The organism is Ruegeria sp. ABM4_193, assembly GCF_056158705.1.
Genome location: NZ_JBSWTT010000003.1, coordinates 126,728 through 151,715 on the forward strand (window position 1 = coordinate 126,728; position 24,988 = coordinate 151,715).

Here is a 24,988-nt window from a genome sequence, read left to right on the forward strand (position 1 = left end):
ATCCCATACGGTTCAGGAAAGACTTCCGAGTTGGATTCTCCATGTCCGCCTTTCACTTTCTCCACATCCTCCCTGACCGCGTCTTGCGTGCGGCATGTGGAGTGGCGGGCATCCTTCTTCTGTTGTTGCAAATGCTTGCTCCGGCGCTGGCGAGTCCCGGACAAAGCATGTGGGTGGAGATCTGCTCGGAGGCAGGCGCGGTTTGGGTTGAGGTCGACCTTGAGGAGGAAAGCACCGATCCAACCGCGCCCTGCCCGAAATGCGCCGACTGTGCGCTATGCGCGGTAACGACGGCAGGACCTGTGCCAGACACTCCGCTGCTGATCGCGGACCGCACCCTGCAAATTGCACGCCCTGGGATTGGTGATCCGTGTATTTACTATAACTCGAAACGACTGTGGCCCGAAACCCGAGGCCCCCCGTTTGCGACCGAAGAAGAATCTGAACGCGCCCTGCGCGCGTCCATGGCGTCCACCCAAATAATCGGAGGTGCGCCGTGGTCGTAAGTCGCGCAATCCATTTTCTGCTGGCGTTCTCCCTGTCCTGCCTGATTGCGATCAGCGCCCATGCCGACAGTCTGGCCAGTTTCCTGCGTGAGATTGAACCCGCCGATCTGGCCCCCGGTGCCGATGCATTTGGTCCGGTGCGCGATGACATTCCGGTCGCGCCGATCACGAAGGATGGCGAGACCATTGCCTGGGCATTCCTGACGTCTGATTTTGTGGGCACGACGGGATATTCCGGCAAACCCATCCATGTGGTTGCCGGAATCGATGAGAATGCGGTGCTGACGGGCGTGCAACTGGTCAAGCATTCGGAACCCATCGTTCTGATCGGGATCCCCAATTCCCGCATGGTCGAGCTGACCGAAGGCTATGCCGGTCTGGACCTGAAGGTCGAGGCCGAAACCGGTGGCGAGGGGCATGACCTCGACATCATCTCGGGCGCGACGGTCACGATCATGGTCATCGACGACAGCCTTGTGCGCGGCGGCATTAAGGTGGCGCGCGCGCTGGGGTTGGGCGGGCTGTCTCCGCTACAAGCTGATGGGCCGAAACGCGAAGTCGATATGGCACAGGACGAGGTCTTTGACTGGACCACCCTGTCCGGGGACGGATCGGTACGGCGGTTGACGCTGGATATCGGGCAGGTCAACGCAGCGTTTGAAGCAACCGGCGATCAACGGGCGATCAAACGCCCAGAACCGGGCGAACCCGATGACACCTTCATCGACATGCATATGGCGCTGGTTTCGGTCCCATCGATCGGCAAGTCGCTGCTGGGTGCGGCAGAATACCAGAACCTTGTAAACTGGCTGGAAGAAGGCGAGCAGGCCATTCTGGTGCTGGGTCGCGGAGCTTACAGCTTCAAGGGTTCAGGCTATGTGCGGGGCGGTATATTTGACCGAATCCAGCTGATCCAGGACGACAGCTCGGTTCGGTTCTTTGACAAGCAACAGCGCCGTTTGGGCACAGTTGCCGCGTCGGATGCGCCGAGTTTCACGGAATTGGACATCTTCAAAATCCCTGCTGATGCCGAGTTTGATCCGGCTGAGCCGTTCCGCCTTCAACTGCTGGTACAGCGCGCGATTGGTGCTGTCGAAAAGACGTTCTTAACCTTTGACCTGGGCTACAAGCTGCCGGAACAGTACCTGCTGCCGGTCGCCGCGCCCGTGGTGGTCGATGACGCCACCGGCGAAGCTGCCGCCAAAGCTGCCCTGTGGCAGCGCATCTGGAAGGACCGCACAATCGAGATCGCGGTTCTGGGTGCAATGCTTCTGGTGCTGACTGCGACATTCTTCTTCCAGTTCCACGCCACTATGAACGCGCGCGTCTTCTACTGGTTCCGCATCGGATACCTGACCCTAACGCTGTTCTTCATCGGCTGGTACGCCAATGCGCAGCTGAGCGTGGTCAACCTGATGGCACTGGCAGGCAGCCTGCGTACCGGTTTCAGCTGGGATGCCTTCCTTCTGGACCCACTGGTTTTCATCCAATGGTTCGCCGTTGCCGCAGCGCTGCTGTTTTGGGGGCGCGGTGCCTATTGCGGCTGGCTGTGCCCGTTCGGCGCGCTGCAGGAACTGACCAACAAGATCGCGAGGGCGCTGAAGGTCCCGCAATGGACCCTGCCCTGGGGCCTGAACGAACGGTTATGGCCCGCGAAATACATGATCTTCCTTGGCCTCTTTGGCCTAAGCTTTGTGTCGATCCCGCTGGCAGAAACCTATGCCGAGATTGAACCGTTCAAGACCGCGATCATTCTGAAATTCATGCGCGACTGGCCTTTTGTGGTCTTTGCACTGGCTCTGCTGGGGATCGGGCTGTTCATCGAACGGTTTTACTGCCGCTACCTCTGCCCGCTGGGCGGGGCGCTCGCGATCCCCGCTCGTATCCGCATGTTCGACTGGCTGCGCCGTTACAAGGATTGCGGCACCCCTTGTCAGACCTGCGCCAACGAATGCCCCGTTCAGGCGATCCACCCCACAGGCGAGATCAATCCGAACGAGTGCGTCACCTGCCTGCATTGTCAGGTGCTCTACCAGTCCGAGGACAAATGTCCCGTCGTTATCCGCCAGTTGAAACGGCGGGCCAAGACAGGGTCGGTCACACCTAAGGCCCCCCTCGGGCAACCACCGGCGAACCATCCGAACGCCAAACCGCAATCCGTTTCCTAAAAGGAGGAACGATCATGTCGGAACACGATAAGAAACTGAACATCACACGCCGCGGGATGCTGGGGGCAACCGCCACCGGCGCGGTGATTGCCGGGACCGGTCTGGGATCAACCCTGATGACCGCGCGCGAGGCAAGTGCTGCTGCGAACGCGCATCTGGAACCGGGCGAGCTGGACGAATATTACGGCTTCTGGTCCTCGGGCCAGACCGGTGAGCTGCGTATCCTCGGTGTGCCGTCCATGCGCGAACTGATGCGCGTTCCGGTGTTCAACCGCTGCTCGGCCACCGGCTGGGGCCAGACCAATGAATTGCTGAAAATCCTGACCGAGGGCCTGCTGCCCGAAACCAAGGAATATCTGGCCGCAAACGGCAAAGTCACTTATGACAACGGCGACCTGCACCACCCGCATATGTCTTTCACCGATGGCACCTATGACGGTCGCTATTTGTTCATGAACGACAAGGCGAACACCCGTGTTGCCCGTGTGCGCTGTGACGTGATGAAATGCGACAAGATCATCGAGATCCCGAACGCACATGACATCCACGGCCTGCGCCCGCAGAAATACCCGCGCACCGGCTACATCTTCGCTAACGGTGAGCACGAAGCACCACTGGTTAATGACGGCCAGATTCTCGACGATCCGTCGCAATACGTGAACATCTTCACCGCCATCGACGGTGATACGATGGAAATCGCATGGCAGGTGATGGTGTCGGGCAACCTCGACAACACCGATTGCGACTATCAGGGCAAATATGCCTTCTCGACCTCATATAACTCTGAAATGGGGATGAACCTGGCCGAGATGACCGAGAACGAGTTGGACCACGTGGTCGTGTTCAACCTCAAAGGCATCGAAGAGGCTGTGGCTGCCGGGAACTATCAGGAACTGAACGGCGTCAAGGTCGTGGACGGGCGCAAAGAGGCCGGTGGCAACCTGACCCGCTATATCCCGATCCCGAACTCGCCACACGGTGTGAACGCAGCACCCGACAAGAAACACATCATGATCAACGGGAAACTGTCGCCGACCGTGTCCGTGATTGATGTGGAAAAAGTCGACGCTCTGTTTGCTGACAACGCTGATCCACGCTCGGCCATCGTTGCGGAACCGCAGCTGGGTCTTGGCCCGCTTCACACTGCGTTCGACGGTAAGGGCAACGCCTATACCACCCTGTTCCTGGACAGCCAGGTGGTGAAATGGGACATCGCCAAGGCCATCGAAGCCTATGGTGGTTCGGACGTTGATCCGATCCTCGACAAAGTGGATGTGCAGTATCAGCCCGGCCACAACTCGACATCGATGGGTGAGACCGCCGAAGCAGATGGCAAGTGGCTGATTTCGATGAACAAGTTCTCGAAGGACCGCTTCCTGAACGTAGGTCCGCTGAAGCCGGAAAACGAGCAGTTGATCGACATCTCAGGTGACAAGATGAAGGTGGTTCATGATGGCCCGACCTTCGCGGAACCGCACGACTCGATCCTCGTGCACCGGTCCAAGGTGAACCCCGTCAATGTCTGGGATCGCAATGATCCGATGTGGGAAGATGCCCGCAAACAGGCCGAGGCAGATGGTGTCGATCTGGACGAAGGTGCCGAAGAACCCATCCGGGACGGCAACAAGGTCCGCGTCTACATGACCTCGACCGCACCCGTGTTCAGCATGGAGAAGTTCACCGTCAAACAGGGTGACGAGGTTACGATCTATGTCACCAACCTGGATGATGTGGACGACGTGACCCACGGGCTGTGTCTGTCGAACTTTGGCATCGCGATGGAGATCGGGCCGCAGGCCACCGCCTCGGTCACCTTCATCGCCGACCGTCCAGGTGTGCACTGGTACTATTGCCAGTGGTTCTGCCACGCGCTGCACATGGAAATGCGCGGCCGGATGTTTGTTGAACCCCGGAGTGCATAAAATGCGTTGGTCCCTGCTCATACCGCTCCTGCTCGGCTCGCCTCTTTGGGCGGCGGATTGGGATGTGCCCAACCGGGCGGGGGCCATCAACGAGATACTGGCGCAGGCGGCGGATGGAGATACCCTCCGCCTGCGCCCCGGTGTCTACACTGAAACGCTGGTTCTAGACCGGCCCGTTACCCTTGACGGGCTGGGACAAGCCACCATTGACGGTCAAGGCGAAGGCAGCGTCATCACCGTGACCGGGCCTGGCGTGACAGTGCGCGGACTAACGGTGATCGGCTCAGGCTCGAACCATGACGGGATCGACAGCGGCATTCAGTTGACCAAGACGGCCTACGCGCCGGTGGTCGAGGATAACGTGCTGTTGGGCAATCTCTACGGGATCGACATCCACGGGGCAAAGGACAGCATCGTGCGCAGCAACCGCATCGAAGGGCGGCAGGACCAGCGTATGAACGAACGCGGCAACGGGGTTTATGTCTGGAATGCGCCGGGTGCGCGGGTCGAAGACAATGACATCCGGTACGGTCGCGACGGAATCTTTGTGAACTCGTCCAAGAAGAACACCTTTACAGGAAACCTGTTTCGCGACCTGCGTTTTGCCGTGCATTACATGTATGCCGACAATTCGGTGGTCAGTGACAATGTCTCGATCGGTAACGATCTGGGCTTCGCGGTGATGTTCACGACCAATGTGACCGTGGCCAACAATGTCTCGATTGGTGATCGCGAACACGGGGTGATGCTGAACTATGCCAACAAGAGCGTCATCACCGGCAACGTTGTGAAAGGCGCGAAAGAGAAATGCACCTTCTTGTATAACTCGAACAAGAACGAATTCACCGACAACTGGTTCCAGGGATGCGGCATCGGCATCCATTTCACCGCTGGCAGCGAGCGCAACCGCATCGTTGGCAATTCTTTCATCGGAAACCGGACGCAGGTAAAATACGTCTCGACCAAATGGGTCGAGTGGTCTGAAGACGGGCGCGGAAATTACTGGTCCGATTTCGCTGCCTATGATGTGGATGGCAACGGCATCGCCGATGCCCCTTATCGCCCCAATGACTCGATGGACCATGTGCTGTGGACCCAACCCGCAGCCAAATTGTTGCTCGGCTCACCCGCCGTGCAGCTGGTGCGCTGGTCTCAATCGGCCTTCCCGGCACTGCTGCCGGGGGGTGTGATGGACAGCAATCCACTGATGCAAGCCCCTGAACCCCCAGCTATGAAAAAGGTGCCTCATGACGGATAAGGCCCTGACGATTGACCATGTTCTCAAGGATCGAGGGAAAACCCGCGTTCTTGACGATATCACCCTGTCTCTTGCCCCCGGTCAGCGCGTCGCGCTGCTGGGCCACAACGGCGCGGGCAAGTCGACTCTGATCAAATCCATCCTCGGCCTGACTCCGATCAACGGTGGAACAATCCGGATTGGAGAAGCCGCCCCCGGTAGCGCCCAAGCGCGGCGCGAGACGGCGTATCTGCCCGAGGCGGTGTCGTTTCACCCGGCCCTGACAGGCCGCGAGCAACTGACTCTGTTTGCGAAACTGTCCGGCGCAAAAGCTGATGTGCCCGGCCTTCTGGAACGCGTTGGCCTGAGCGACGCGCTGGACCAGCGGATCGGAGCCTATTCCAAAGGCATGCGGCAGCGTCTGGGCCTGGCGCAGGTGCTACTGGGCCAGCCAAAAGTGGCGTTGCTGGATGAGCCGACAAGCGGGCTGGACCCGATTTCTCGGCAGGACCTTTATGCCATCATCGACGAGCTGGCTGCCCAAGGCACCGCCGTGCTGATCGCATCCCACGCGCTGACCGAGGTCGAGGCTCGCACCGACCGGATCGCCATCATGCGCAAAGGCCGGATGGTGGCTGACGACACGCTGAACAACCTTTCGGCGCTGGCCGGTCTACCGATCCGCTTGAAAGTACGCGCCAGCGTCAATGCTGATGCCTTGGCCGCCGAATTGAGCGGCAGCCGCATCAACGGCGCGTCGGTGGAACTACTCTGTAGCCCAGCCGACAAGATGGAAGCCCTGCGCCGCATCGCTGGTATGGGCGACGCGGTGGCGGATGTCGAGATGACACCGCCGAAACTGGAAGACCTCTATCGCCATTACGCACAGGAGGAATTGAAATGACCCGTTTCCTCGCCATCACCCGCACCGAAATGTTGATCCTGCGCCGCAACCGCTGGCTGCTGGTCGCCACACTGATCATGGTGCTGTTCGCTTTGGCGCTGACTTTCGCAGGCAGCGCTCCAACTGGCACACTGGGCGTTGACATGCTGACCGTCTCGGTCGCGTCTATGACTACGCTGTCGGTCTATCTTGCCCCCTTGCTGGCGCTTATGATCTCGTTCGACGCCATTGCGGGCGACGTGGACCGGGGCAGCCTGTCGCTGCTTTTGTCCTACCCGGCAGGACGTGGAGAAATCCTGTTGGGTAAGTTCACAGCACATCTGGCCGCATTGTCCTTTGCCATGGCCGTAGGCTTCGGCACCGCTGGCGCTGTAGCCGCGTTCTTTGGTGGCGCTGGGCCAGAAAGCCTATTGGCTCTGGCGCGTCTGATCCTCACATCCATCCTGCTGGGCGCTGTCTTTCTGGCGCTGGGATACCTGCTGTCCGCCCTGGCAAAAGGGGCCACGGCGGCGGCGGGTCTGTCGGCCGGGCTTTGGCTGGTTTTTGTCGTCCTCTATGATCTGGGCCTGTTGGGGGCTGTCGTCATGGACAAGGGCGGCAGCTTCACCCAATCCGTCTTTCCATGGGTGATGGTGGCCAACCCGGCGGACGCATTCCGACTGTGGAACATCGCCGCGACTGAGGGCGTGGCCATGGCATCCGGCATGACCGGGGCTGCGCAGGCCCTTCCCGTCTGGGCAGCACCTGCGTCACTGCTGATCTGGCCCGTGGTGGCTTTCGCCCTCGCGCGGCTTGCATTTCGGAGGGTTGAACCATGAAACATCTCGCCCTAATCGCGCTGGTCGCGCTGGCGGCCTGCAAAGAAGAGGTCGCAGAGGCCCCCAATCCGGTTGATCTGACACCAGACGCGCTGAGCTATTTCTGCCAGATGAACATTGCCAAGCATGGCGGCCCTAAGGGTCAGATCCATCTGGAAGGCTACCCCGCTCCGCTGTTTTTTGCGCAGGTGCGTGACATGGTGGCATACCTCAAAAGCCCCGAACGTGATGCAGAAATAACGGCTGTATACGTCAGCGACATGGGCGTCGCGCCAAGCTGGCGTCAGCCTGGAATTTCGAACTGGATCGCCGCAGATGGTGCGACCTTTGTTGTCGGTGCCAATGTCGCTGGCGGCATGGGTGCGCGAGAGGTGGTGCCGTTTGCCAGTCCTACAGACGCCGAATCCTTCATCACTATTTACGGCGGCGCGGCAATGAGCCTGTCAGACATCCCGGATGCCGAAGTGCTTGGTCCTGTTGATCTTGATCTACCGCTGGAGACACCCGTATGACTGCCCTGACACGCCGCCGGTTTTTGTTCATCTCAGCTGCCTGTTCTGTGTCCGGCCCGGCGTGGGCGTCGGATGCACGGTGGAATGGAACTGCGCTTGGTGCCGCCGCAAGTCTGCGGCTGGTCGGACTGTCTCATACCGACGCTGCGCCAATCATTAAGGCCGTGGAATCCGAGATAACTCGGTTAGAGGACATCTTCAGCCTCTATCGTCCTGACTCGCAGATCTACCAATTAAACAGGCATGGTGTACTGAACGCACCGGCTCCTGAGTTTTTGAGTGTACTGGGCTTATGCACAGCTTTGCATCGGGCTTCGGAAGGTGCGTTTGATCCAAGCGTACAACCTCTGTGGTCGGCAATGGCGACGCAGCCCCCTTCTGAAAATCTGGATGAAGTTCAACAGCTAATCGGTTGGGAAAAAGTCTATTTCGATACTTCAGTAGTGCGCCTGCCTGTACCCGGTCAGTCAGCGCTGACGCTGAACGGCATCGCACAGGGCGCAATTACAGATCGGATCGCAGCACTTCTGCGTGGATTTGGTTTGCGCGATGTTCTGGTAAACATGGGAGAGGTCGCCGCTTTGGGCACGCGAGGCGATGGCACCCCCTGGAACGTCGGTATCGCCGCACCGGATCAAAGAGTGTTGAAACGCATTTCGTTGCAGAACCGTGCAGTTGCCACATCGTCGTCCTTAAGCTCAGAACTGGGCCCTGGACTTGGCCACATCATCACCCCAAACGGGCCAGCGCGCGACAACAGGACGGTTTCGATTTCTGCCCCGGACGCCAGTCTGGCGGATGGTCTATCGACCGCACTTTGTGCCGCTCCATACCGGCAAGCGAACAAAATCGCGCGGCAGTTTCCAGGCGCCCGGATCGAATTAGACGCATGAAAATCCCCCTTCAAGTCTCAAAGTGATCAATAAAATTTCTGAACAAATATGACTTAGGTCAAATCGCGACCACGATGGGGCGGTTATGAAAACAAACACGCGAACGAAATTATCCAACTTCGAGTCACCAGCAATGAGCCAGATGACGAGTAGACGCGCTTTCCTAAGCGCGCGCATCCTTCTGGAAGATCGCAACGCGATCCGACCGCCGGGCGCTGCCGTGTCGGACTTTGCGGAACTGTGCACACGGTGTGAGGATTGCGCCGAAGCCTGCCCCGAAGACGTCATCACTTTCGACGACAGTGGTTTTCCGGTTCTGGATCTTTCCGCAGGCGGCTGCACCCTGTGTGGTGAATGCGCTGGCGCGTGCCCGACACCGGCGCTTTTGCCCGAGCTTGTCGCCGAGTGGCCTTGGCGCGCGCAGATTGAGGCCGAAAACTGCCTGTCTATGAACGGGGTGAGCTGCCGTTTGTGCCAGGACAATTGCGAGCAAGACGCCATCCGCTTTCGCCTACAACTGGGCGGACGTGCGGAACCTGCGCTTGATACCGAAGTCTGTATCGGTTGCGGCAGCTGTTCCGCCGCATGTCCCGCCGGGGCCATAGCGCTTCACCGTCCCACCCCACAACACCCGGAGGTGACCCAATGAACATCTGTGGCTGTCTCGTCCACATCGCCCCCGATCACACCGACGCCGCGCGCGCGGCCATGACCGGCACCCAAGGCGTCGAGGTTCATGCCGAAGCCGAAGATGGTCGGTTTGTGGTGGTTGTCGAGGATACCGCCGACCGGCTGGCCTCGGAAACCATCATGGATCTGCATCAGATTCCCGGCGTTATCTCACTGTCGCTGACCTATCACCATTTCGAAGATCTCGCGGAGGCATCTCCGCAATCCAATGCCCAAAGCCAACCGACCAGCAGGAGGCCCATGCAATGACTGTTTCTGAATCCCGCCGCACTTTCCTGAAGGCATCTGCCGCTGCCGCAACGGCATCGGCCGCCGGCATTCCCATGGCGGCCGGCCAGGCCAATGCTCAGACCGGTGCACCCGATATTCGCTGGGATAAGGCCGCCTGCCGGTTCTGCGGCACAGGCTGCTCGGTTCTGGTCGGCACAAAAGATGGCCGTGTGGTCGCCACCCAAGGGGACCCGGACGCGCCGGTGAACCGGGGTCTGAACTGTATCAAGGGCTACTTCCTCTCCAAGATCATGTACGGCAAGGATCGCCTGACCACCCCACTGCTGCGCAAAACCAACGGCGAATACGACAAGAACGGTGAATTCGAGCCCGTCAGCTGGGATGAAGCCTTTGATGTCATGGCCGCCAAATGGAAAGAGGCCCTGGCCAAGAAAGGCCCGACCAGCGTCGGCATGTTCGGCTCAGGTCAGTGGACGGTGTGGGAAGGCTATGCCGCCGCCAAGATGATGAAGGCGGGCTTCCGTTCGAACAACATCGACCCCAACGCACGTCACTGCATGGCCTCGGCCGTTGTGGGTTTCATGCGCACATTCGGCATCGATGAGCCGATGGGCTGCTATGACGACCTCGAACACGCGGACACCTTCGTGCTGTGGGGTTCGAACATGGCTGAGATGCACCCGATCCTGTGGTCGCGCCTGACAGATACCCGCCTGACCAAGCCGGGATGCGAGGTGCATGTGCTGTCGACCTTCGAGCATCGCTCGTTCGAATTGGCCGATAACGGCATGGTGTTCGAGCCACAGACAGACCTGGCAATCCTGAATTATATCGCCAACTACATCATTCAGAATGGTGCGGTGAACGAGTATTTCGTGCGAAACCACGTCAATATCACCAAAACCGCAACGGATATCGGCTATGGCCTGCGTGAAACCAATGCGTTGCAGCAGGAAGCCGCGAACCCGAACTCGGGCAAGCTGGAAACCATCAGTTTCGAGGAATACGCCGAGGCTGTCGCGCCCTACACGCTGGAATACACTTCTGAATTGTCGGGCGTCCCTGCCGACAAGCTGGAGAAACTGGCGCAGCAATATGCAGACCCAACCCGCAAGGTCATGAGCCTGTGGACCATGGGCTTCAACCAGCACACACGCGGGTCCTGGGTGAACTCGCTTATGTACAACGTTCACCTGCTGGTGGGTAAGATATCGGAACCCGGAAACTCGCCCTTCTCGCTGACCGGCCAGCCCTCGGCTTGTGGTACCGCGCGCGAGGTCGGCACCTTTGCCCATCGCCTACCCGCCGACATGGTCGTCGCAAATGATGAGCACCGGAAGATTTGCGAGACTGCTTGGAACATCCCGGAAGGGACAATTCCTCCCAAGCCCGGCTTCCACGCCGTGCTGCAGCACCGCAAGCTAAAAGATGGTGAGCTGAACGCTTACTGGGTTCAGTGCAACAACAACATGCAAGCCGCACCCAACATCAACGAAGAAGGTTATCCCGGTTACCGCAACCCGGAAAACTTCATCACCGTGTCTGATCCCTATCCGACAGTTACAGCGGTGTCCGCCGACCTGATCTTGCCCACCGCGATGTGGGTCGAGAAGGAAGGCGCGTATGGCAATGCAGAACGCCGCACACAGTTCTGGCGGCAACAAGTACCAGCACCGGGTGAGGCCAAATCAGACCTGTGGCAGTTGATGGAGTTTTCGAAACGCTTCACCGTCGAAGAGGTTTGGGGCGAAGAGCTGTTGGCCAAGATGCCCGAACATCGCGGCAAGACCATGTATGACGTGCTGTTCGCCAATGGCAAGGTTGACCAATTCCCGCTGTCCGAAACCGCGGAAGGCTTCGACAACGACGATGCCGAGCATTTCGGTTACTACGTCCAGAAAGGCTTGTTCGAGGAATATGCCGATTTCGGACGTGGCCACGCGCACGATTTGGCTCCGTTCGACATGTACCATCAGGCGCGCGGCATGCGTTGGCCGGTCGTGGACGGTAAGGAAACGCTCTATCGCTTCCGCGAAGGCTATGACCCCTACGTACCCGAAGGCGCGGATGTGAAGTTCTACGGTCACAAAGACGGCAAGGCCAAGATCATCTTTGCACCGTACGAACCTGCCGCCGAAGTGCCCGATGAGGAGTACGATCTGTGGCTGTCAACGGGTCGCGTTTTGGAGCATTGGCACTCGGGCTCGATGACACGCCGGGTTCCCGAACTGCACCGCGCTTATCCGTCGGCTGTGGTGTATATGCACCCTGAAGACGCCAAGGATCGCGGTTTGCGCCGTGGGCAAGAAATTGTTCTGTCTACCCGCCGAGGCGAGGTCACCAGCCGCGTCGAAACACGGGGTCGGAACAAAGTGCCGCGTGGTCTGGTGTTCATGCCCTGGTTCGATGAACACCAGCTGACCAACAAGCTGACGCTGGACGCGACCTGCCCGCTGTCGAAAGAGACCGACTTCAAGAAGTGCGCCTGCAAGGTCGAGCGTGCGTAACCAGCAAGGATTGTACGGGTAATTCCCATGCCTCTTGTCGACACACCCCTTTCGCCGCAACGGCGCCGGTTCCTGCAGGACTCGGCCCGCGCGGCGGGCGGCTGCGTTGTCGCCGGGTCGGTGCTGGCCTATCTGGCCCGCGACGCCCGCGCGCTGCCAGCCGAGGCTTTGCGCCCGCCCGGCGCATTGCCGGAAAAGGAGTTTCTGTCGGCCTGCATCCGCTGCGGTCTGTGTGTGCGGGATTGCCCCTACGACACCCTGAAACTGGCCGAGCTTGGATCGGATGCGGTAGCAACCGGGACGCCGTTTTTCACCGCGCGGGATATTCCCTGCGAAATGTGCGACGACATTCCTTGCGTCGCCGCATGCCCAACAGGGGCATTGGACCCCGGGTTGGACAATATCGACGATGCCAAAATGGGCGTCGCGGTGCTGGTCGATCAGGAGAACTGCCTGAACTTCCTCGGCCTGCGTTGCGATGTCTGTTACCGCGTTTGTCCAGTGATTGATGAGGCGATCACGCTCGAGACCGAGCATAATACTCGATCCGGTCATCACGCGCTGTTCATTCCGACCGTCCATTCCGATCGCTGCACTGGCTGCGGCATGTGCGAAAAAAGCTGCGTTCTACCCGAAGCCGCCATAAAGGTTCTGCCTACGCGCCTGGCGCGTGGTCGTTCGGCAGAACACTACCGCAAAGGCTGGGAAGAAAAGGCTACCAAGGGCGCGCCGGTGGTCGAAGGGATCATCGATCTACCCGACCGCTTGCCAGGACCCGGTACCGACAACTTAGTCGCTCCGGGCGGGTTTGCACCCGGCTATGATTTGCCCGGGGTCGGGCAATGAGTACCCGTACACATATGCCTGTCGGTCAGGAGGCTGTCGACAGCAAAGGCTGGATCGGCGCACATCGCCATCTGTTATTGCGCCGCGCAAGTCAGCTGTTCTTTCTGATCCTATTTCTGCTGGGCCCATGGTTTGGCATCTGGATCGTGGAAGGAAACCTGGCGGGATCACTGACGCTGGGCGTGTTACCTCTGACTGACCCATTCATCCTGTTACAAAGCTTCATTGCGGGTCATTGGCCCGAGATGACTGCGTTGATTGGCGGGCTGATCGTCCTGGCCATTTATGGGCTGATTGGTGGCAGGGTCTATTGTTCCTGGGTCTGCCCTATCAACCCTGTGACCGATGCCGCGAACTGGCTGCATCGAAAGCTGGACCTGCCCAAAGGTTGGCAGCCCAAGCGCAGCACGCGCCTGTGGATCCTTGCGACTGTCCTGCTTGTGTCGGGCCTGAGCGGTGTGATCGCGTGGGAGCTGGTAAACCCAATCACCATGCTCCATCGCGGGCTGGTTTTCGGCATGGGCTTTGTTTGGGCCATGATTGCCGCGATCTTTATCTTTGACGTGATTGTCTCACGTCATGGCTGGTGTGGTCATCTGTGCCCAGTCGGTGCGTTCTATGGCCTGATCGGGTCAAAAAGCCTGCTACGTGTCAGCGCCACCAATCGCGCCGCCTGTGACGACTGCATGGATTGCTATGCGGTCTGTCCGGAAAATCAGGTGATCTCACCGGCGCTGAAGGGCAAGCCCGGAAGTACGCCAGTAATCCTATCGCCCGACTGCACAAACTGCGGACGCTGCATCGATGTCTGCGCAGTCGACGTCTTTAACTTTACTCACCGGTTCGACGACCACCTCGTCCAACCTTCCGATCCAGTTGCCGCGCCTGAGACGCGCGCTGCCAGACCTATCTAGGGGAGTGCCAAGATGAAAAGATCAATCGTTACAGGCGGAATTGCCCTTCTACCCGTATTGTTGCTAAGCGGATGGGCCCTTGCCCAATCCGCTCAGGTCGAAACTCTGCGAGGTGCGGAAGTCGATGAGCCAATCCCGCTGGATCAAATACACAAAACTGTGGAAGGGCGCATGCAGCGCAACTATCGTCAGCAGCCGCCTTTGATTCCGCACTCGATCGAGCAATATCAGATCGACGTGCGAACCAATCAATGCCTGTCCTGCCATGACTGGTCCAAGGCGGGTGAGCGTAACGCGCCGACACTTTCAATGACCCATTATCTGGATCGCGAAGGGCGCGAATTGGATCGCATCGCCGGGACCCGTTACTTCTGCAACCAATGCCACGTCCCACAAGCTGACGCGCCACCGCTGGTCGAAAACGTGTTCCAGCCCTCCACCGGCAACTGATCCAACGCAAGACTGAAAGGAGCACCAACATGGCAGACTCCCCTGAAAAACGCGGCATGCTGGGTCGCCTGTGGAACGCGATATGGACACCGGCAGTAATGTTCAGCTCGGGTTTTCTGATCCTGGCCGGCTTTCTGGCCGGTATCCTGTTCTGGGGTGGATTTCACTGGACGCTGGAACTGACCAACACTGAAGAGTTCTGTGTCTCGTGCCACACGATGGAAACCAACCTGGGCGAATACCGCGAAACGATCCACTACAACAACCACTCTGGTGTGCGTGCGATCTGTTCCGATTGCCACGTTCCGGATGAGTGGAACCACAAGATCAAAGCCAAGATCATGGCCGTGAAAGACGTTTATCACGAGTTGGCTGGCACCATCAGCACGCCCGAGAAATACGAGGATCACCGTCTGGCAATGGCCTCTGCCGTGTGGAAAAAGATGAAGGCGTCCGACAGCCGCGAATGCCGAAACTGCCACAACTTCGACTATATGGACTTTACCATTCAGGAAACCCGCGCCGCATCAGAACACCAGCGCGCCATCGATACCGGCATGACCTGCATCGATTGCCATCAGGGCATTGCGCACAGCCTGCCGCCGAACTACCTGGAAACATATGAGAATGTGACCGCGGGACTTGAAGGCGAAGTTCTGGAAGAACATGCGAATGCGTCGGGTGACGATATCCGCGACTTCCTGAACAACAGCTCGAATTGATGGGGGAGCGGAGATGCTAGAAATACTGGGAACCATTGGCGGCAACATTCTGAGCCTGCCCGGCATTCTGGGGCTGGCCCTTGGCATGATGACCCGCAAATTGTGGCTTGGGGCGGCATTGGGCGGTGCGGTTGGTGTGTTTGAAACGCTGGTTTTTGCTGGCTTTCAATTCGCGCACGTCGAAGCGTTGGAACTGATGATCGCTATTGTGGTCGGCCTCTGCGCAGGCAGTTTGGGCACAGCCATTCGTCTCAAGGGAGCTACGGCCTGACACTGGTCCGGTTCCGCCACTCTGGCGGGACCGACGCACGCAAGGTTCAATCAGGTTTCAATGCAAAGAAGTTAAAAAGGTCGGGAAACGGAAAATCCTGCCTGTCGGCATCAGCCCCAAAAGCAAGAATGCCGGATTGGCGATCCGCAAAAGTACCGTCTGAAAAGTAGGGCAAGCTTTTGTCGTATCTGGACAGGGTGTTTCCTGAAATACCATGTGTTCTTTTCATGTAATGCGTCAGGCGTTTCTTCGGATAATTCTCGACCGTCATCGCATTGTGTACATCTTCCAGTCCGAAATGCTTTAGAAAGGCCAATAGGGACAGGGTATAGATCTCTTCTATTTCTCGGGTCGTGTTAGCCCAGGGTTTGACCGGTCCCGTAAAGTGGACATAGCGAGGGTTCAGTAAGGCTATGATCTTGCCCGGCAGGTATGAGTGCTGCCAATTCCACGATGGTGACAACTCCAGCCAGTTTCCGTCCACAGCAATGTTAAGTGCGCTTTGATCGGCCAAAGGCAAAGGATCAGCCGCATTGGTTAACGCTTCAAGCGCCTTTTCAAAGGTGTTTTCCGCGATCAAAGCCATGCTGTTGACGAACAACATACCGGCATTGAAATACTTTTGCTGCGCGCCTGCAGGTAACACGTTGAAATCCGCATTTTTCCAGAACCTACCCTGCGTCCAGCGTGTGTTATCGGCCACGGCCGCAATGGGCTGTTCGAAACCCTTCAACCGCATCAGATCAGCCGGCGACCCCCAGCGCTGCACGATGTCGTTATCGAGATACAGCACAAATTCGTGCAATTGAGACAGATCGCCCAGTGCTTTTAGCCTGAGCAAAGTCGCCTGGGACACATAACCATGCGATTTGAATTTTTCGGGTGGGACAATGTCGTCCAGACAATAGACGATCCTAAAATATCTTGAAAACAGGGCGTCCAACCGCGGATCGACCTGAGCCGAGACATAAAGGTAATGCTGAATCTCGTTGGTGGTGTCGAGCAAGAAAGATCGCACCAACGCATAGGCCGCCTGCCAAATCTGGTTTTCGTCCGTGCACAGCACCACGGCCATTTTTTTATCGCTGATCATCGGGAACAATCCCGTGGGCCACAACTTGAACGCACAATCGGGCCGGACTCTACCGCAAGCGGTGGGTTATCAGTCATACTGGCCAAGAATTTTTTGCATCGCCAGAATTTTGGGTGCGCCGCGTCGCTTGAACTTGTCGGGGAAGACGAAGGCAAATCCAATTTCATCCGCAAGGGCGTTCAGGTCGCGCTCGATCTCCTGATCCGAATGCGCAAACCTGCGGGTGCGTTGGAAGTCATGGAATAGATCTCCCGTCTTGGGAAAATCCGGGTTCTCGAACGTGCCCGGTTGCCAGTGGAGGTCCTCGATGATGTAAATCCCACCATCCTTGAGTTTTGGCCACATCTCCAATAGCGCGAATTGCTGATGATGCGAGGCGTGCGAAGCGTCGTCGATGATCACGTCAAAGGGCTGTTCAAACTGAGCGGCCGCAGCTTGGATGTTTTCACGTTTGTCCATATCGCATTGGACGAACTCAAACCTAGGCCCTCTGCGCCAGGAAAAATCCGAGATATCCAGACCCGTGATATGCGCATGTTCAAAATACTCCAGCCACATATCGACCGATGGTACGCGGTCCGTTTGACGGTCTGCCTGCCTTCCACGCACCTCTGGGCCACCACGCAACAACCCCATTTCCAAAAGCCGAATTGGTTTATCCCGAAGCGGGTGAAATAGAAGCTGGTACAGCCGTGTGTAACCATGAGCCAGATCTGTCAGCCCTTTGTCAGTACCGTGTTTTTTGGCCAGTTGGGTGAGATTGGGCATTTTGGGGCCGCGCTCCGTGAATTCAGACTTGCGATCATCCCTACCGCATTGAGCGAGGGTTATGAAATTGTCAATTGGCGAAACTGCTGGTTTTGAACGCAATCAAGGTGGATCATCAACAGCGACGGGTAGAGCGCGCATGCAGCCTTCTTTCCGTGCAATCAGGCAGGATGAGTTCATTTCTTAATCTGAACCCTTTTGGGAAGCCAAGAAGTTAAAACTGGATAGAAGAAAGTGATATGAACCTCGAAAGATCACATTGAAACTTAAATTCAGGGTTTCTACGCAAAGCAAACCAAAGAGTATTGAAATCTCAAAAGGAATTCTTCAAACAAGGTAACACGTTAACGAATGCGCCGCCGCGTAAGATGGATTCCATAAAAATTCCTCTCTATTTTTGCCTATGCAAATACAATATATACGTGTGGAGCGATGAGGGGAAAAATATGAGCAGGATCGCAAAACAATGACGCGGGTCCTTGAGGCAAAACGTATATCCAAAATACTTAATCTGGCCGGCCTGAAGGATCATCTTTCGATGTTCCGGCAAGAAGGTGTCGACGACCTGCTTCTGGACGAATTGACAGACCCGGAACTGCGCGACCTTGGATTAAGTGTTGGGGAAAGAAAACGGTTTCGCAAAGCGCAAGCGGAACTAAGAAGCAAAGACACTTCGAATAAAGATGGTGTTCGGTCCGAGGCTGAACGCAGGCAACTGACGCTGGTGTTTTGTGATCTCGTAGGTTCCACCCAACTGGCCCAACGGTACGACCCCGAAGACCTGATGCAGATTATGAACCTGTATCTGGATACGGCGATCGGCACATTGAAACAGCATGGCTGTCATTTGGCCTATCGTCAGGGCGATGGAATCATGGTGTATTTTGGTTATCCGAAAGCCATGGAAGACGACGCAGAACGCGCCGTGCGTGCAGTTCTGGAGACGATCGAGGCAGTTCAGAACCTCGAGAATAAGTTCGGCGAAAAGCTGAATCTGCGCGCGGGAATCGCAACCGGCATGGTTGTTGTGGGCGTCGTGTCCTCGAAAAGTCTGGGGTCAGAGGAATTCTTGGTCGGCGAGACCGCGAATCTGGCGTCCCGGCTACAAGGGTTGGCCGAACCCGGCGAGGTAATTGTATCCTCAGAAACCATGCGCCTTACGCAAGGCACATTCGAGTTCGAACCGCGTGGCAGCCACGATCTTAAAGGCTTCGAAAACCAGCGCAAAGTTTATTGCGTGTTAAAGGAAACTGTATCCACCAGCCGTTTTGACGCCCGAACAGGGCGAACTGCTGTCAAGCTTGTAGCCCGGAACGACGATCTGTCGGCCCTGAGGCAGCTCTGGTCTGAAGTACAGGACGGGTCAGGCCGAATGGCCCTTGTCGGCGGCGCAGCGGGTATAGGCAAGTCGCGGCTCATCAAGTCGCTGTCGGAAGCAATTGGGGTCAGGCCCCTGACACTGCAATGCACACCGCATCTGGCCAGCCTTCCCCTGCACCCCGTGGTCAGTGAACTAAGGCGCGTGTCTGGGAACCAGACGGACGACAATATCCGGGCTGCAATATCTGGTTTCGTTCAGTCCGCCCCACGAGTCAACGAAACAGACTTGCCTGTCCTATTGGATTTGGCAGGCATCGACTCTGGTGCTCCTGCCGAACCGGATCCTCTTAAAAAAGCACGCAAATCCATGGACGTGCTGCTGCGCAGCCTCGGCAGCATTTGCGACAGGCGTGGCACGTTGCTGTTGGTGGTCGAAGATCTACACTGGGCCGATGCAACCACTCTGGATCTGCTGGACGCGCTTGCGAACAATCTGGTTGGCTTCCCCGTTCTAGTGGTTCTGTCACATCGACCTGAATACGAACCGCCCGAGCATTTTCAGGACAAGGCGACAAGCGTTGATCTTTCACCGCTAGCACGCACCGAAGCGTCCGAACTGGTTCGCCGCGTGGCCGAACCCTATAGCCTTCCCGTTATTCTGATCCGTCAGATCATCGAAAAAGCGGATGGGGTGCCTCTGTATATCGAAGAAATGACCAAAGCGGTTCTGGACCAATTGCCCGCCGACGCACCTATCAATGCCGAGGTTCTGGACGCACTCAGCGTGCCATCCACCCTTCAGGATTTGTTGATGTCGCGCCTTGACCGGATGGAAAACGCCAAACCGGTTGCGCAGCTGGGTTCCGTCATCGGGCGCAGCTTTTCCGCCCATATGATCAAGGCGGTCGCGCAGGCTGACATGGATGTCGAGCGCGCCTTGCTGCAATTGATTGCGGCCGGTGTTTTGTTAGCCACCAGCGATGAAGGATCGGCCACCTATACGTTCAACCACGCTCTGGTTCAGGACACAGCCTATAACTCGTTGCTGCGGGAAGACCGGCAAAAACTGCATCTGAAAATTGCCAAGGCTCTGCTGGATGGGAACAAGGCCTTTGGCAGCCCTGCCCCTGATACCATCGCGCATCACTGCGATTTGGGAGGGCTAAAGAACGAGGCCGTCACCCACTGGTTCACGGCTGGAGAACTGGCCCTGTCCCGACTGGCAAACCTTCCTGCGATATCGGCATTTCGGGCGGCACTGCGTAATCTCGGAACAATGCCCGCAACTGCCGAACGTGATGGATTCGAATTGCGGGTTCAGATGAACATTCTACCCGCCTATATGGCGATTTATGGCTGGTCTGCGGATCAGGTCGGGGAAACAGCCGCCCGTGCGATGGAACTTGCCCAGGCTCTGGGCGATGGAGAGACGCTTTTTGCGGCTACCTTCTGTCGCTGGACCAACTTCTTTGTCGGCGGTCATATGAACCATGCCATGGAGATGGGACAAGCGCTAAATGTAATGGCCGGAATGACCGAAGATCCGGTCGCCAACGTTCTGACGGCCCGAGCCCTTAGCTTTACTCACTACTTCCGAGGTGAATTCGCTGATTGTGAACACCAGATCGACCGCGCCTTTGCCCTCATCACGCCCGAACTTGATATGGCGATGATGCCGATGACCCAGTCCTCGACCTTGGCCTCATTGCTGGCAATCCAGGGTTGCCTGTTGTGGCAGCAAGGCAAGTTCGACGACGCCGAAGCCGCACGCCTTCAGTCTATCGAGGTAAGCAAAGCGCTGAACCATGCGCCTAACCTTGTCTATATTATGGGGGCTTGTTGTATGTTCCTGCCCTATGCGGGTGAATGGGACAGAATGGACGCCACAATGAAGGAAGCCCGCAAAATCGCGGATGAAGAAGGGTTCCTGTATCTGCATGCCATGCAGGACATCTATATGGGCCTTGCACAGGCCGGAAAAGGTAACCTTGCTGGCGTTCCGGAACAAATCGAAGCGCGCATGAACCTGATCTCCAAATCGGGCGGTAACTTCACATTCCCGCAGAATCAGATCGTGCTGTCGGAAATCATGATCGACCATGGTGACATCGATAAAGCTCTGGACCGTCTTGAGGCGGTCTGCACCCCGGGCTGGGAACGCGGAGAAACACTGAACAAACCGGAATATCACCGAGTGCGAGCCAAAGCCTTTGCCGCACGCGGAGAATTAGGCGCCGCCCGGGATGAAGCAGAATTGGCGCTGAAGTTGGCCAATAGCATCGGCGCTGTTGTCCAAGAAGATCGGGCCAAGCGACTTCTGGATCGACTGAACGAAGCAAATTGAACAAAAACCAAGTGCCTCACCGATGAAGGCAGCACAACCAAGAGGGATTTGAAATGACCGACGCATTGGACTGGGGCGACGACCAGTGGAACGCTGTAAACAAAGCCGTCCATGATGAAGCGCTGCGTGCTCGGGTGGCCGCAAGTTTTCTGCCACTGTACGGGCCGTTGCCGGCTGACACGCAATCTGTCCCGCTGAATCGGCTTGAGTTGATCGACAACGAAAACGGCACCGCAAAACGTCTTGGTGTCAACGACTTTGACACCACGCGCCTGACCACAGTTTCAGTAAACGTCTACTTGAAAAGTGCGCAAATGGCCGACCCCGAATTGTCGGCAGCCATGATCATGTTCCGCCGTGCTGCCGCAATTGTGGCCCGGGTCGAAGATGACATCATTTTCAACGGTCAACCCGGTACAGGAGAAGGTCCCAAACCCGCCACTGGCGCGCCAGCCTCGTTGCCGCCGATTTACACCGTCACCGGAGGCGGCAAATATGAAGGCTTGCTGGAAGCAGGCGAGAAATCTTCTGGGTCGTCGTCTTCCAAGAAGAAAACCTACACCGGACCTGAAGTATTCGAAGCCGTGGTTGCGGGTATCAACGAATTGGAATCGCGCGGGTATCTAGGCCCATACGCTTGTGTGATGGGCAATGGCCTGTTCCAGGCTGTTACAACGCCGATGGACAACTCGATGGTCCTGCCACGCGACAGCATTCTGCCGTTTCTGGATGGTCCATTGCTGCGTTCGGGTACATTACCCGCAAACAAAGCGGCGCTTGTGTCACTGCAAGGGGCGCCGGTTGAAATCGTTGTGCCATCCGAAATCTCGGTCAAGTATCTGCAAACGTCGGCCGAAGGCGAGCATGTCTTCCGCGTGCAACAAAAATTCCGCCTGCGGATCAAGGAAGAACAGGCAATCCACACTCTCACCTGCTGACCGAGGATCTGGTCGTGCGCGAGTTTACAGACCGCGGTGTCACCCTGCGCTGGTCAGAAACGATCAGTGCGGCCGGAGACAAACGCGCCTTGATCGAGGCCGGACCATCCGTATCGCCTCATGACACTGTGCGGCTGATCTGTTCGCAAGTTGGCGGCCCCGAGCGGGCCATTCGCGGCTGGCCTCTGCACCGCGATCCCAAAACAGGTCTTCAGCACTTTGCGGCCACCTTGCCATCGGTGATGCAGGGCAAATCGCTCAACTGGCGTCCGGTTTTGACGTCCGGGGGTTGCGAATATGACCCGGGACCTGACACGGCTCCGAGTGCGGCACCTGCGCAACAGCCAAAGCCAGCGCAGCAGTCACCGGTTCTGGAGCATATCGCCAAATTCACTGTGCCCTTCACCGGCGACTTTCATATCTCGGGCGAGACACCAGACGGTATCTGGCTGCATTTTGCGATCAAAGAAGGCGGAACAGTCGAAGGCCCGCACCTGAAAGGGATGATTGAACCGGTTGGCGGCGATTGGATGCGCGTGCGCCCTGACGGCGTGGGGCTGCTACATGCCAGAGCGTTGATAAAGCCAACCGAAGGGGGTGCGCCGATCCTGTTTGAAGATACCGGCGTGTGTGAATTCGGTCCCGACGGTTACGCCGCAGTGTTGAAGGGTAACCTGCCCGCCACGGCCCCTGTGCGGCTCGCGCCGCGTTACCTGACATCGAACCCGAATTATAGCTGGATGAACCGGGTGCAGGGTTTTGGCATCGGCGAAGCCAGCCTGTCGGACATCACCTTGCGCTTTGACGTCTATTCCGCGAAAGGAACATCAGATGGCTGAAAAAGTTGTCATTCTTGGCGGTGGCGTGGCCGGCATGAGCGCCGCGCACGAACTGATTGAACGCGGGTTCGAGGTTGAGATCCACGAACGTCAAATGATCCCCGGCGGCAAGGCACGCAGCATTCCGGTGATGAAAGGTGAAGGTGATCACGGCTCGAAGGCGAAGCACATCAAGGCGCTGGAAAAATGGGCCGAGATGGACGGGGCCAGCTATCCGCCCGGCGTAAAACGCCCATGGTTGCCCGGCGAGCACGGGTTCCGGTTCTTCCCAAACTTCTATCGGCACATCACCGACACGATGGCCCGCACGCCTTATTACGACAAGGGCACGTGCTTTGATAATCTGGTGCCGACCACTCAGGTTCTGGTCAGTCAGTTTGACAAGCCCGGCATTATTGTGCCCGAGCGATTTCCTCGCACCCTTAAGGACGTGGCAGATGCGTTCAAGACAATTGCCTTCGCGCTCTCGCCACGGGACCAGATCGCATATGAGGATGTCGAGCACTTCGTTGCCTGCATGTGGCGAATAGCGACATCCTGCAAAGAACGCCGGTTCGACGAATACGAACGGATCGGATGGTGGGATTTCATCGGGGCGGAAGACCGCTCGGAAGCATATCAAAAGTTCCTTGCCATTGGCCTGACCCGGTCTTTGGTGGCCGCCAAAGCCACAACTGCCAGCACCAAGACCGTGGGCGACATTGCTGTACAGTTGCAGTTGGGCATCGCCACCCCTGAACCGCAGTGCAACAGGTTGCTGAACGGGCCCACAAACCTTGTCTGGATTCAACCCTGGCTGGATTACCTCAAAAGCAAGGGGGTCGTTTACAAGTTCGACTCCAAGGTGACAAGCATCGAATGCCAAAATGGGCGGATCACCGGAGCGACGGTCGAACAGGATGGCAAAGAGCAGAAAGTCACAGGCGACTGGTTCGTCAGCGCCATGCCGATCGAACGTATCGCGCCACTTCTGACGCCCGAGATGATGGCGGCCGATCCGGCGCTTGCCAAACTGCCGCTTCTTGCGAACGACGTGCAGTGGATGAACGGCATTCAGTTTTATTTGACCAAAGAGGTCACGCTGACCAACGGCCACGTCATCTTCATCGATAGCCCGTGGGCTTTGACCGCCGTGTCGCAAAAACAGTTCTGGCCGGGGATCAACTTTGACAACTGGGCTGAAGGCAAAACCAAGGGTCTGCTTTCAATTGATATTTCGGAATGGGACAAGCCGGGTCTAAACGGCAAGACCGCGCGCAATTGCACCCGGGAAGAGATTGCAAAAGAAGTTTGGGAGCAGCTCAAGCGCAGCCTCAATGTGGATGGCGCGACTGTGCTGCGGGATGAGGATATGCACTATTGGTTCCTCGACCCCGACATCGTGCAGGACCCCGAAGATCCCAAACGACAAAGCAATGTGGAACCTCTGCTGGTCAACCGCATCAACAGTTGGCGGCTGCGGCCAGATGCGGCCACATTGATCCCGAACTTCTTTCTGGCCTCCGATTATGTGCGCACCTTCACTGACCTTGCCACAATGGAAGGAGCGAATGAGGCCGCGCGCCGGGCGGTCAACGCGATCCTGCAACGCAGCGGGTCGGATGCCGAGCCCTGCCAGATCTGGGACCTGCACGAGCCTGATATACTGAAACCGCTGCGCGCCTATGACTACGCGCGTTATCAAGCGGGTCTGCCTTGGGACAACAGGTTCGCGGTTGCGGTTGAGGCTGCACTCAAAATGGGTCAGGACACGACAGGGGTTGATCGCGGCGGCGACGGACCTTTGGCGGTCATTGGGGAACCGACTGCTGAATACTCCAAGCCCGGCGGGATCATCGAAGACCCGGCCATTGCCGAAGCGCTGCGCATGATTTGTCCGCCGAAAGAGCTTTTTGATCTGATGGCTAGCTATGAGCCCACCGCTGATCTTCCGATCCCCGGAGATGAGGTGGCCGAAGATCTAGCCTATGATCTGGGTCGCGACAGCGGTCAGTCTGATGTTCTGTCCAGGGCTCTGCCAATGACGGATGGACCCTTCGCCTCCGACCGTGCACAGAACAGCAAACCCCGCGTGATCATCACGCAGAAGGGTTAA

The 24,988-nt window shown here is 57.5% G+C and carries 22 protein-coding genes; 20 read left to right on the plus strand and 2 right to left on the minus strand.

What is annotated here, in order from left to right; translation table 11 throughout:
• Positions 1-41: 41 nt before the first annotated feature.
• From ACXADZ_RS18940 to ACXADZ_RS19015, 16 genes are all read left to right on the plus strand, one after another.
• On the plus strand, positions 42-506 hold the full coding sequence (locus tag ACXADZ_RS18940; protein WP_475198878.1) for a DUF2946 family protein: 465 nt from the start codon (positions 42-44) through the stop codon (positions 504-506).
• On the plus strand, positions 497-2,674 hold the full coding sequence (locus ACXADZ_RS18945; protein ID WP_475198880.1) for a 4Fe-4S binding protein: 2,178 nt from the start codon (positions 497-499) through the stop codon (positions 2,672-2,674). The genes ACXADZ_RS18940 and ACXADZ_RS18945 overlap by 10 nt, the downstream gene beginning before the upstream one ends.
• 14 nt (positions 2,675-2,688) lie before the next feature.
• Positions 2,689-4,596: a TAT-dependent nitrous-oxide reductase gene (gene nosZ, locus ACXADZ_RS18950; RefSeq protein ID WP_475198883.1), complete on the plus strand. Its 1,908-nt coding sequence runs from the start codon at positions 2,689-2,691 to the stop codon at positions 4,594-4,596.
• A 1-nt stretch (position 4,597) separates the two neighbouring features.
• On the plus strand, positions 4,598-5,854 hold the full coding sequence (locus tag ACXADZ_RS18955; protein ID WP_475198886.1) for a nitrous oxide reductase family maturation protein NosD: 1,257 nt from the start codon (positions 4,598-4,600) through the stop codon (positions 5,852-5,854).
• Positions 5,844-6,737: an ABC transporter ATP-binding protein gene (locus ACXADZ_RS18960; protein ID WP_475198889.1), complete on the plus strand. Its 894-nt coding sequence runs from the start codon at positions 5,844-5,846 to the stop codon at positions 6,735-6,737. Before ACXADZ_RS18955 ends, ACXADZ_RS18960 begins: the two co-directional genes overlap by 11 nt.
• The gene (locus ACXADZ_RS18965; protein ID WP_171094574.1) at positions 6,734-7,555 is read left to right on the plus strand and encodes an ABC transporter permease; all 822 of its coding nucleotides are present in this window, start codon (positions 6,734-6,736) and stop codon (positions 7,553-7,555) included. The genes ACXADZ_RS18960 and ACXADZ_RS18965 overlap by 4 nt, the downstream gene beginning before the upstream one ends.
• Positions 7,552-8,067, plus strand: a complete 516-nt coding sequence (locus tag ACXADZ_RS18970) for a nitrous oxide reductase accessory protein NosL (protein WP_475198893.1) — start codon at positions 7,552-7,554, stop codon at positions 8,065-8,067. Before ACXADZ_RS18965 ends, ACXADZ_RS18970 begins: the two co-directional genes overlap by 4 nt.
• Entirely contained in the window at positions 8,064-8,960 is an 897-nt protein-coding gene (locus ACXADZ_RS18975) for an FAD:protein FMN transferase (protein ID WP_475198896.1), read from the plus strand. Before ACXADZ_RS18970 ends, ACXADZ_RS18975 begins: the two co-directional genes overlap by 4 nt.
• Positions 8,961-9,093: 133 nt before the next feature.
• Entirely contained in the window at positions 9,094-9,609 is a 516-nt protein-coding gene (gene napF, locus ACXADZ_RS18980) for a ferredoxin-type protein NapF (protein ID WP_475198898.1), read from the plus strand.
• Positions 9,606-9,899: a chaperone NapD gene (locus tag ACXADZ_RS18985; protein WP_171094567.1), complete on the plus strand. Its 294-nt coding sequence runs from the start codon at positions 9,606-9,608 to the stop codon at positions 9,897-9,899. The genes napF and ACXADZ_RS18985 overlap by 4 nt, the downstream gene beginning before the upstream one ends.
• Positions 9,896-12,388 (plus strand): nitrate reductase catalytic subunit NapA, encoded by a 2,493-nt coding sequence (gene napA / locus ACXADZ_RS18990; RefSeq protein WP_171094565.1) that lies wholly within the window; start codon positions 9,896-9,898, stop codon positions 12,386-12,388. The genes ACXADZ_RS18985 and napA overlap by 4 nt, the downstream gene beginning before the upstream one ends.
• 27 nt (positions 12,389-12,415) lie before the next feature.
• A complete protein-coding gene (gene napG, locus ACXADZ_RS18995) occupies positions 12,416-13,234 on the plus strand; it encodes a ferredoxin-type protein NapG (protein WP_171185649.1) in 819 nt (272 codons plus the stop codon).
• Positions 13,231-14,148: a quinol dehydrogenase ferredoxin subunit NapH gene (napH, locus tag ACXADZ_RS19000; RefSeq protein WP_475198901.1), complete on the plus strand. Its 918-nt coding sequence runs from the start codon at positions 13,231-13,233 to the stop codon at positions 14,146-14,148. Before napG ends, napH begins: the two co-directional genes overlap by 4 nt.
• A gap of 12 nt (positions 14,149-14,160) precedes the next feature.
• A complete protein-coding gene (locus ACXADZ_RS19005; protein ID WP_171094559.1) occupies positions 14,161-14,598 on the plus strand; it encodes a nitrate reductase cytochrome c-type subunit in 438 nt (145 codons plus the stop codon).
• A 29-nt stretch (positions 14,599-14,627) separates the two neighbouring features.
• Complete coding sequence (locus ACXADZ_RS19010; RefSeq protein WP_171185653.1) at positions 14,628-15,320, plus strand: NapC/NirT family cytochrome c; 693 nt, start codon at positions 14,628-14,630, stop codon at positions 15,318-15,320.
• A 13-nt stretch (positions 15,321-15,333) separates the two neighbouring features.
• Entirely contained in the window at positions 15,334-15,591 is a 258-nt protein-coding gene (locus tag ACXADZ_RS19015) for a hypothetical protein (RefSeq protein WP_171185655.1), read from the plus strand.
• Positions 15,592-15,637: 46 nt separating this feature from the next.
• On the opposite strand, the gene ACXADZ_RS19020 is transcribed toward ACXADZ_RS19015, so the two are convergent.
• Both ACXADZ_RS19020 and ACXADZ_RS19025 read right to left on the minus strand, forming a co-directional pair.
• Entirely contained in the window at positions 15,638-16,684 is a 1,047-nt protein-coding gene (locus tag ACXADZ_RS19020; RefSeq protein ID WP_475198907.1) for a glycosyltransferase family 8 protein, read from the minus strand.
• Between the two features lie 69 nt (positions 16,685-16,753).
• A complete protein-coding gene (locus tag ACXADZ_RS19025; protein ID WP_475198910.1) occupies positions 16,754-17,452 on the minus strand; it encodes a class I SAM-dependent methyltransferase in 699 nt (232 codons plus the stop codon).
• A gap of 466 nt (positions 17,453-17,918) precedes the next feature.
• Here ACXADZ_RS19025 and ACXADZ_RS19030 point away from each other — a divergent pair, with 466 nt between their 5' ends.
• Genes ACXADZ_RS19030 through ACXADZ_RS19045 form a run of 4 tightly spaced genes read left to right on the plus strand, consistent with a single transcriptional unit; the run spans position 17,919 to position 24,988 of the window.
• Positions 17,919-21,116: an adenylate/guanylate cyclase domain-containing protein gene (locus tag ACXADZ_RS19030; RefSeq protein ID WP_475198913.1), complete on the plus strand. Its 3,198-nt coding sequence runs from the start codon at positions 17,919-17,921 to the stop codon at positions 21,114-21,116.
• Positions 21,117-21,169: 53 nt separating this feature from the next.
• The gene (locus tag ACXADZ_RS19035) at positions 21,170-22,054 is read left to right on the plus strand and encodes an encapsulin (protein ID WP_475198917.1); all 885 of its coding nucleotides are present in this window, start codon (positions 21,170-21,172) and stop codon (positions 22,052-22,054) included.
• Positions 22,055-22,068: 14 nt separating this feature from the next.
• A complete protein-coding gene (locus tag ACXADZ_RS19040) occupies positions 22,069-22,893 on the plus strand; it encodes a DUF3237 domain-containing protein (RefSeq protein WP_475198918.1) in 825 nt (274 codons plus the stop codon).
• Positions 22,886-24,988: a hydroxysqualene dehydroxylase gene (locus ACXADZ_RS19045; protein WP_475198920.1), complete on the plus strand. Its 2,103-nt coding sequence runs from the start codon at positions 22,886-22,888 to the stop codon at positions 24,986-24,988. The genes ACXADZ_RS19040 and ACXADZ_RS19045 overlap by 8 nt, the downstream gene beginning before the upstream one ends.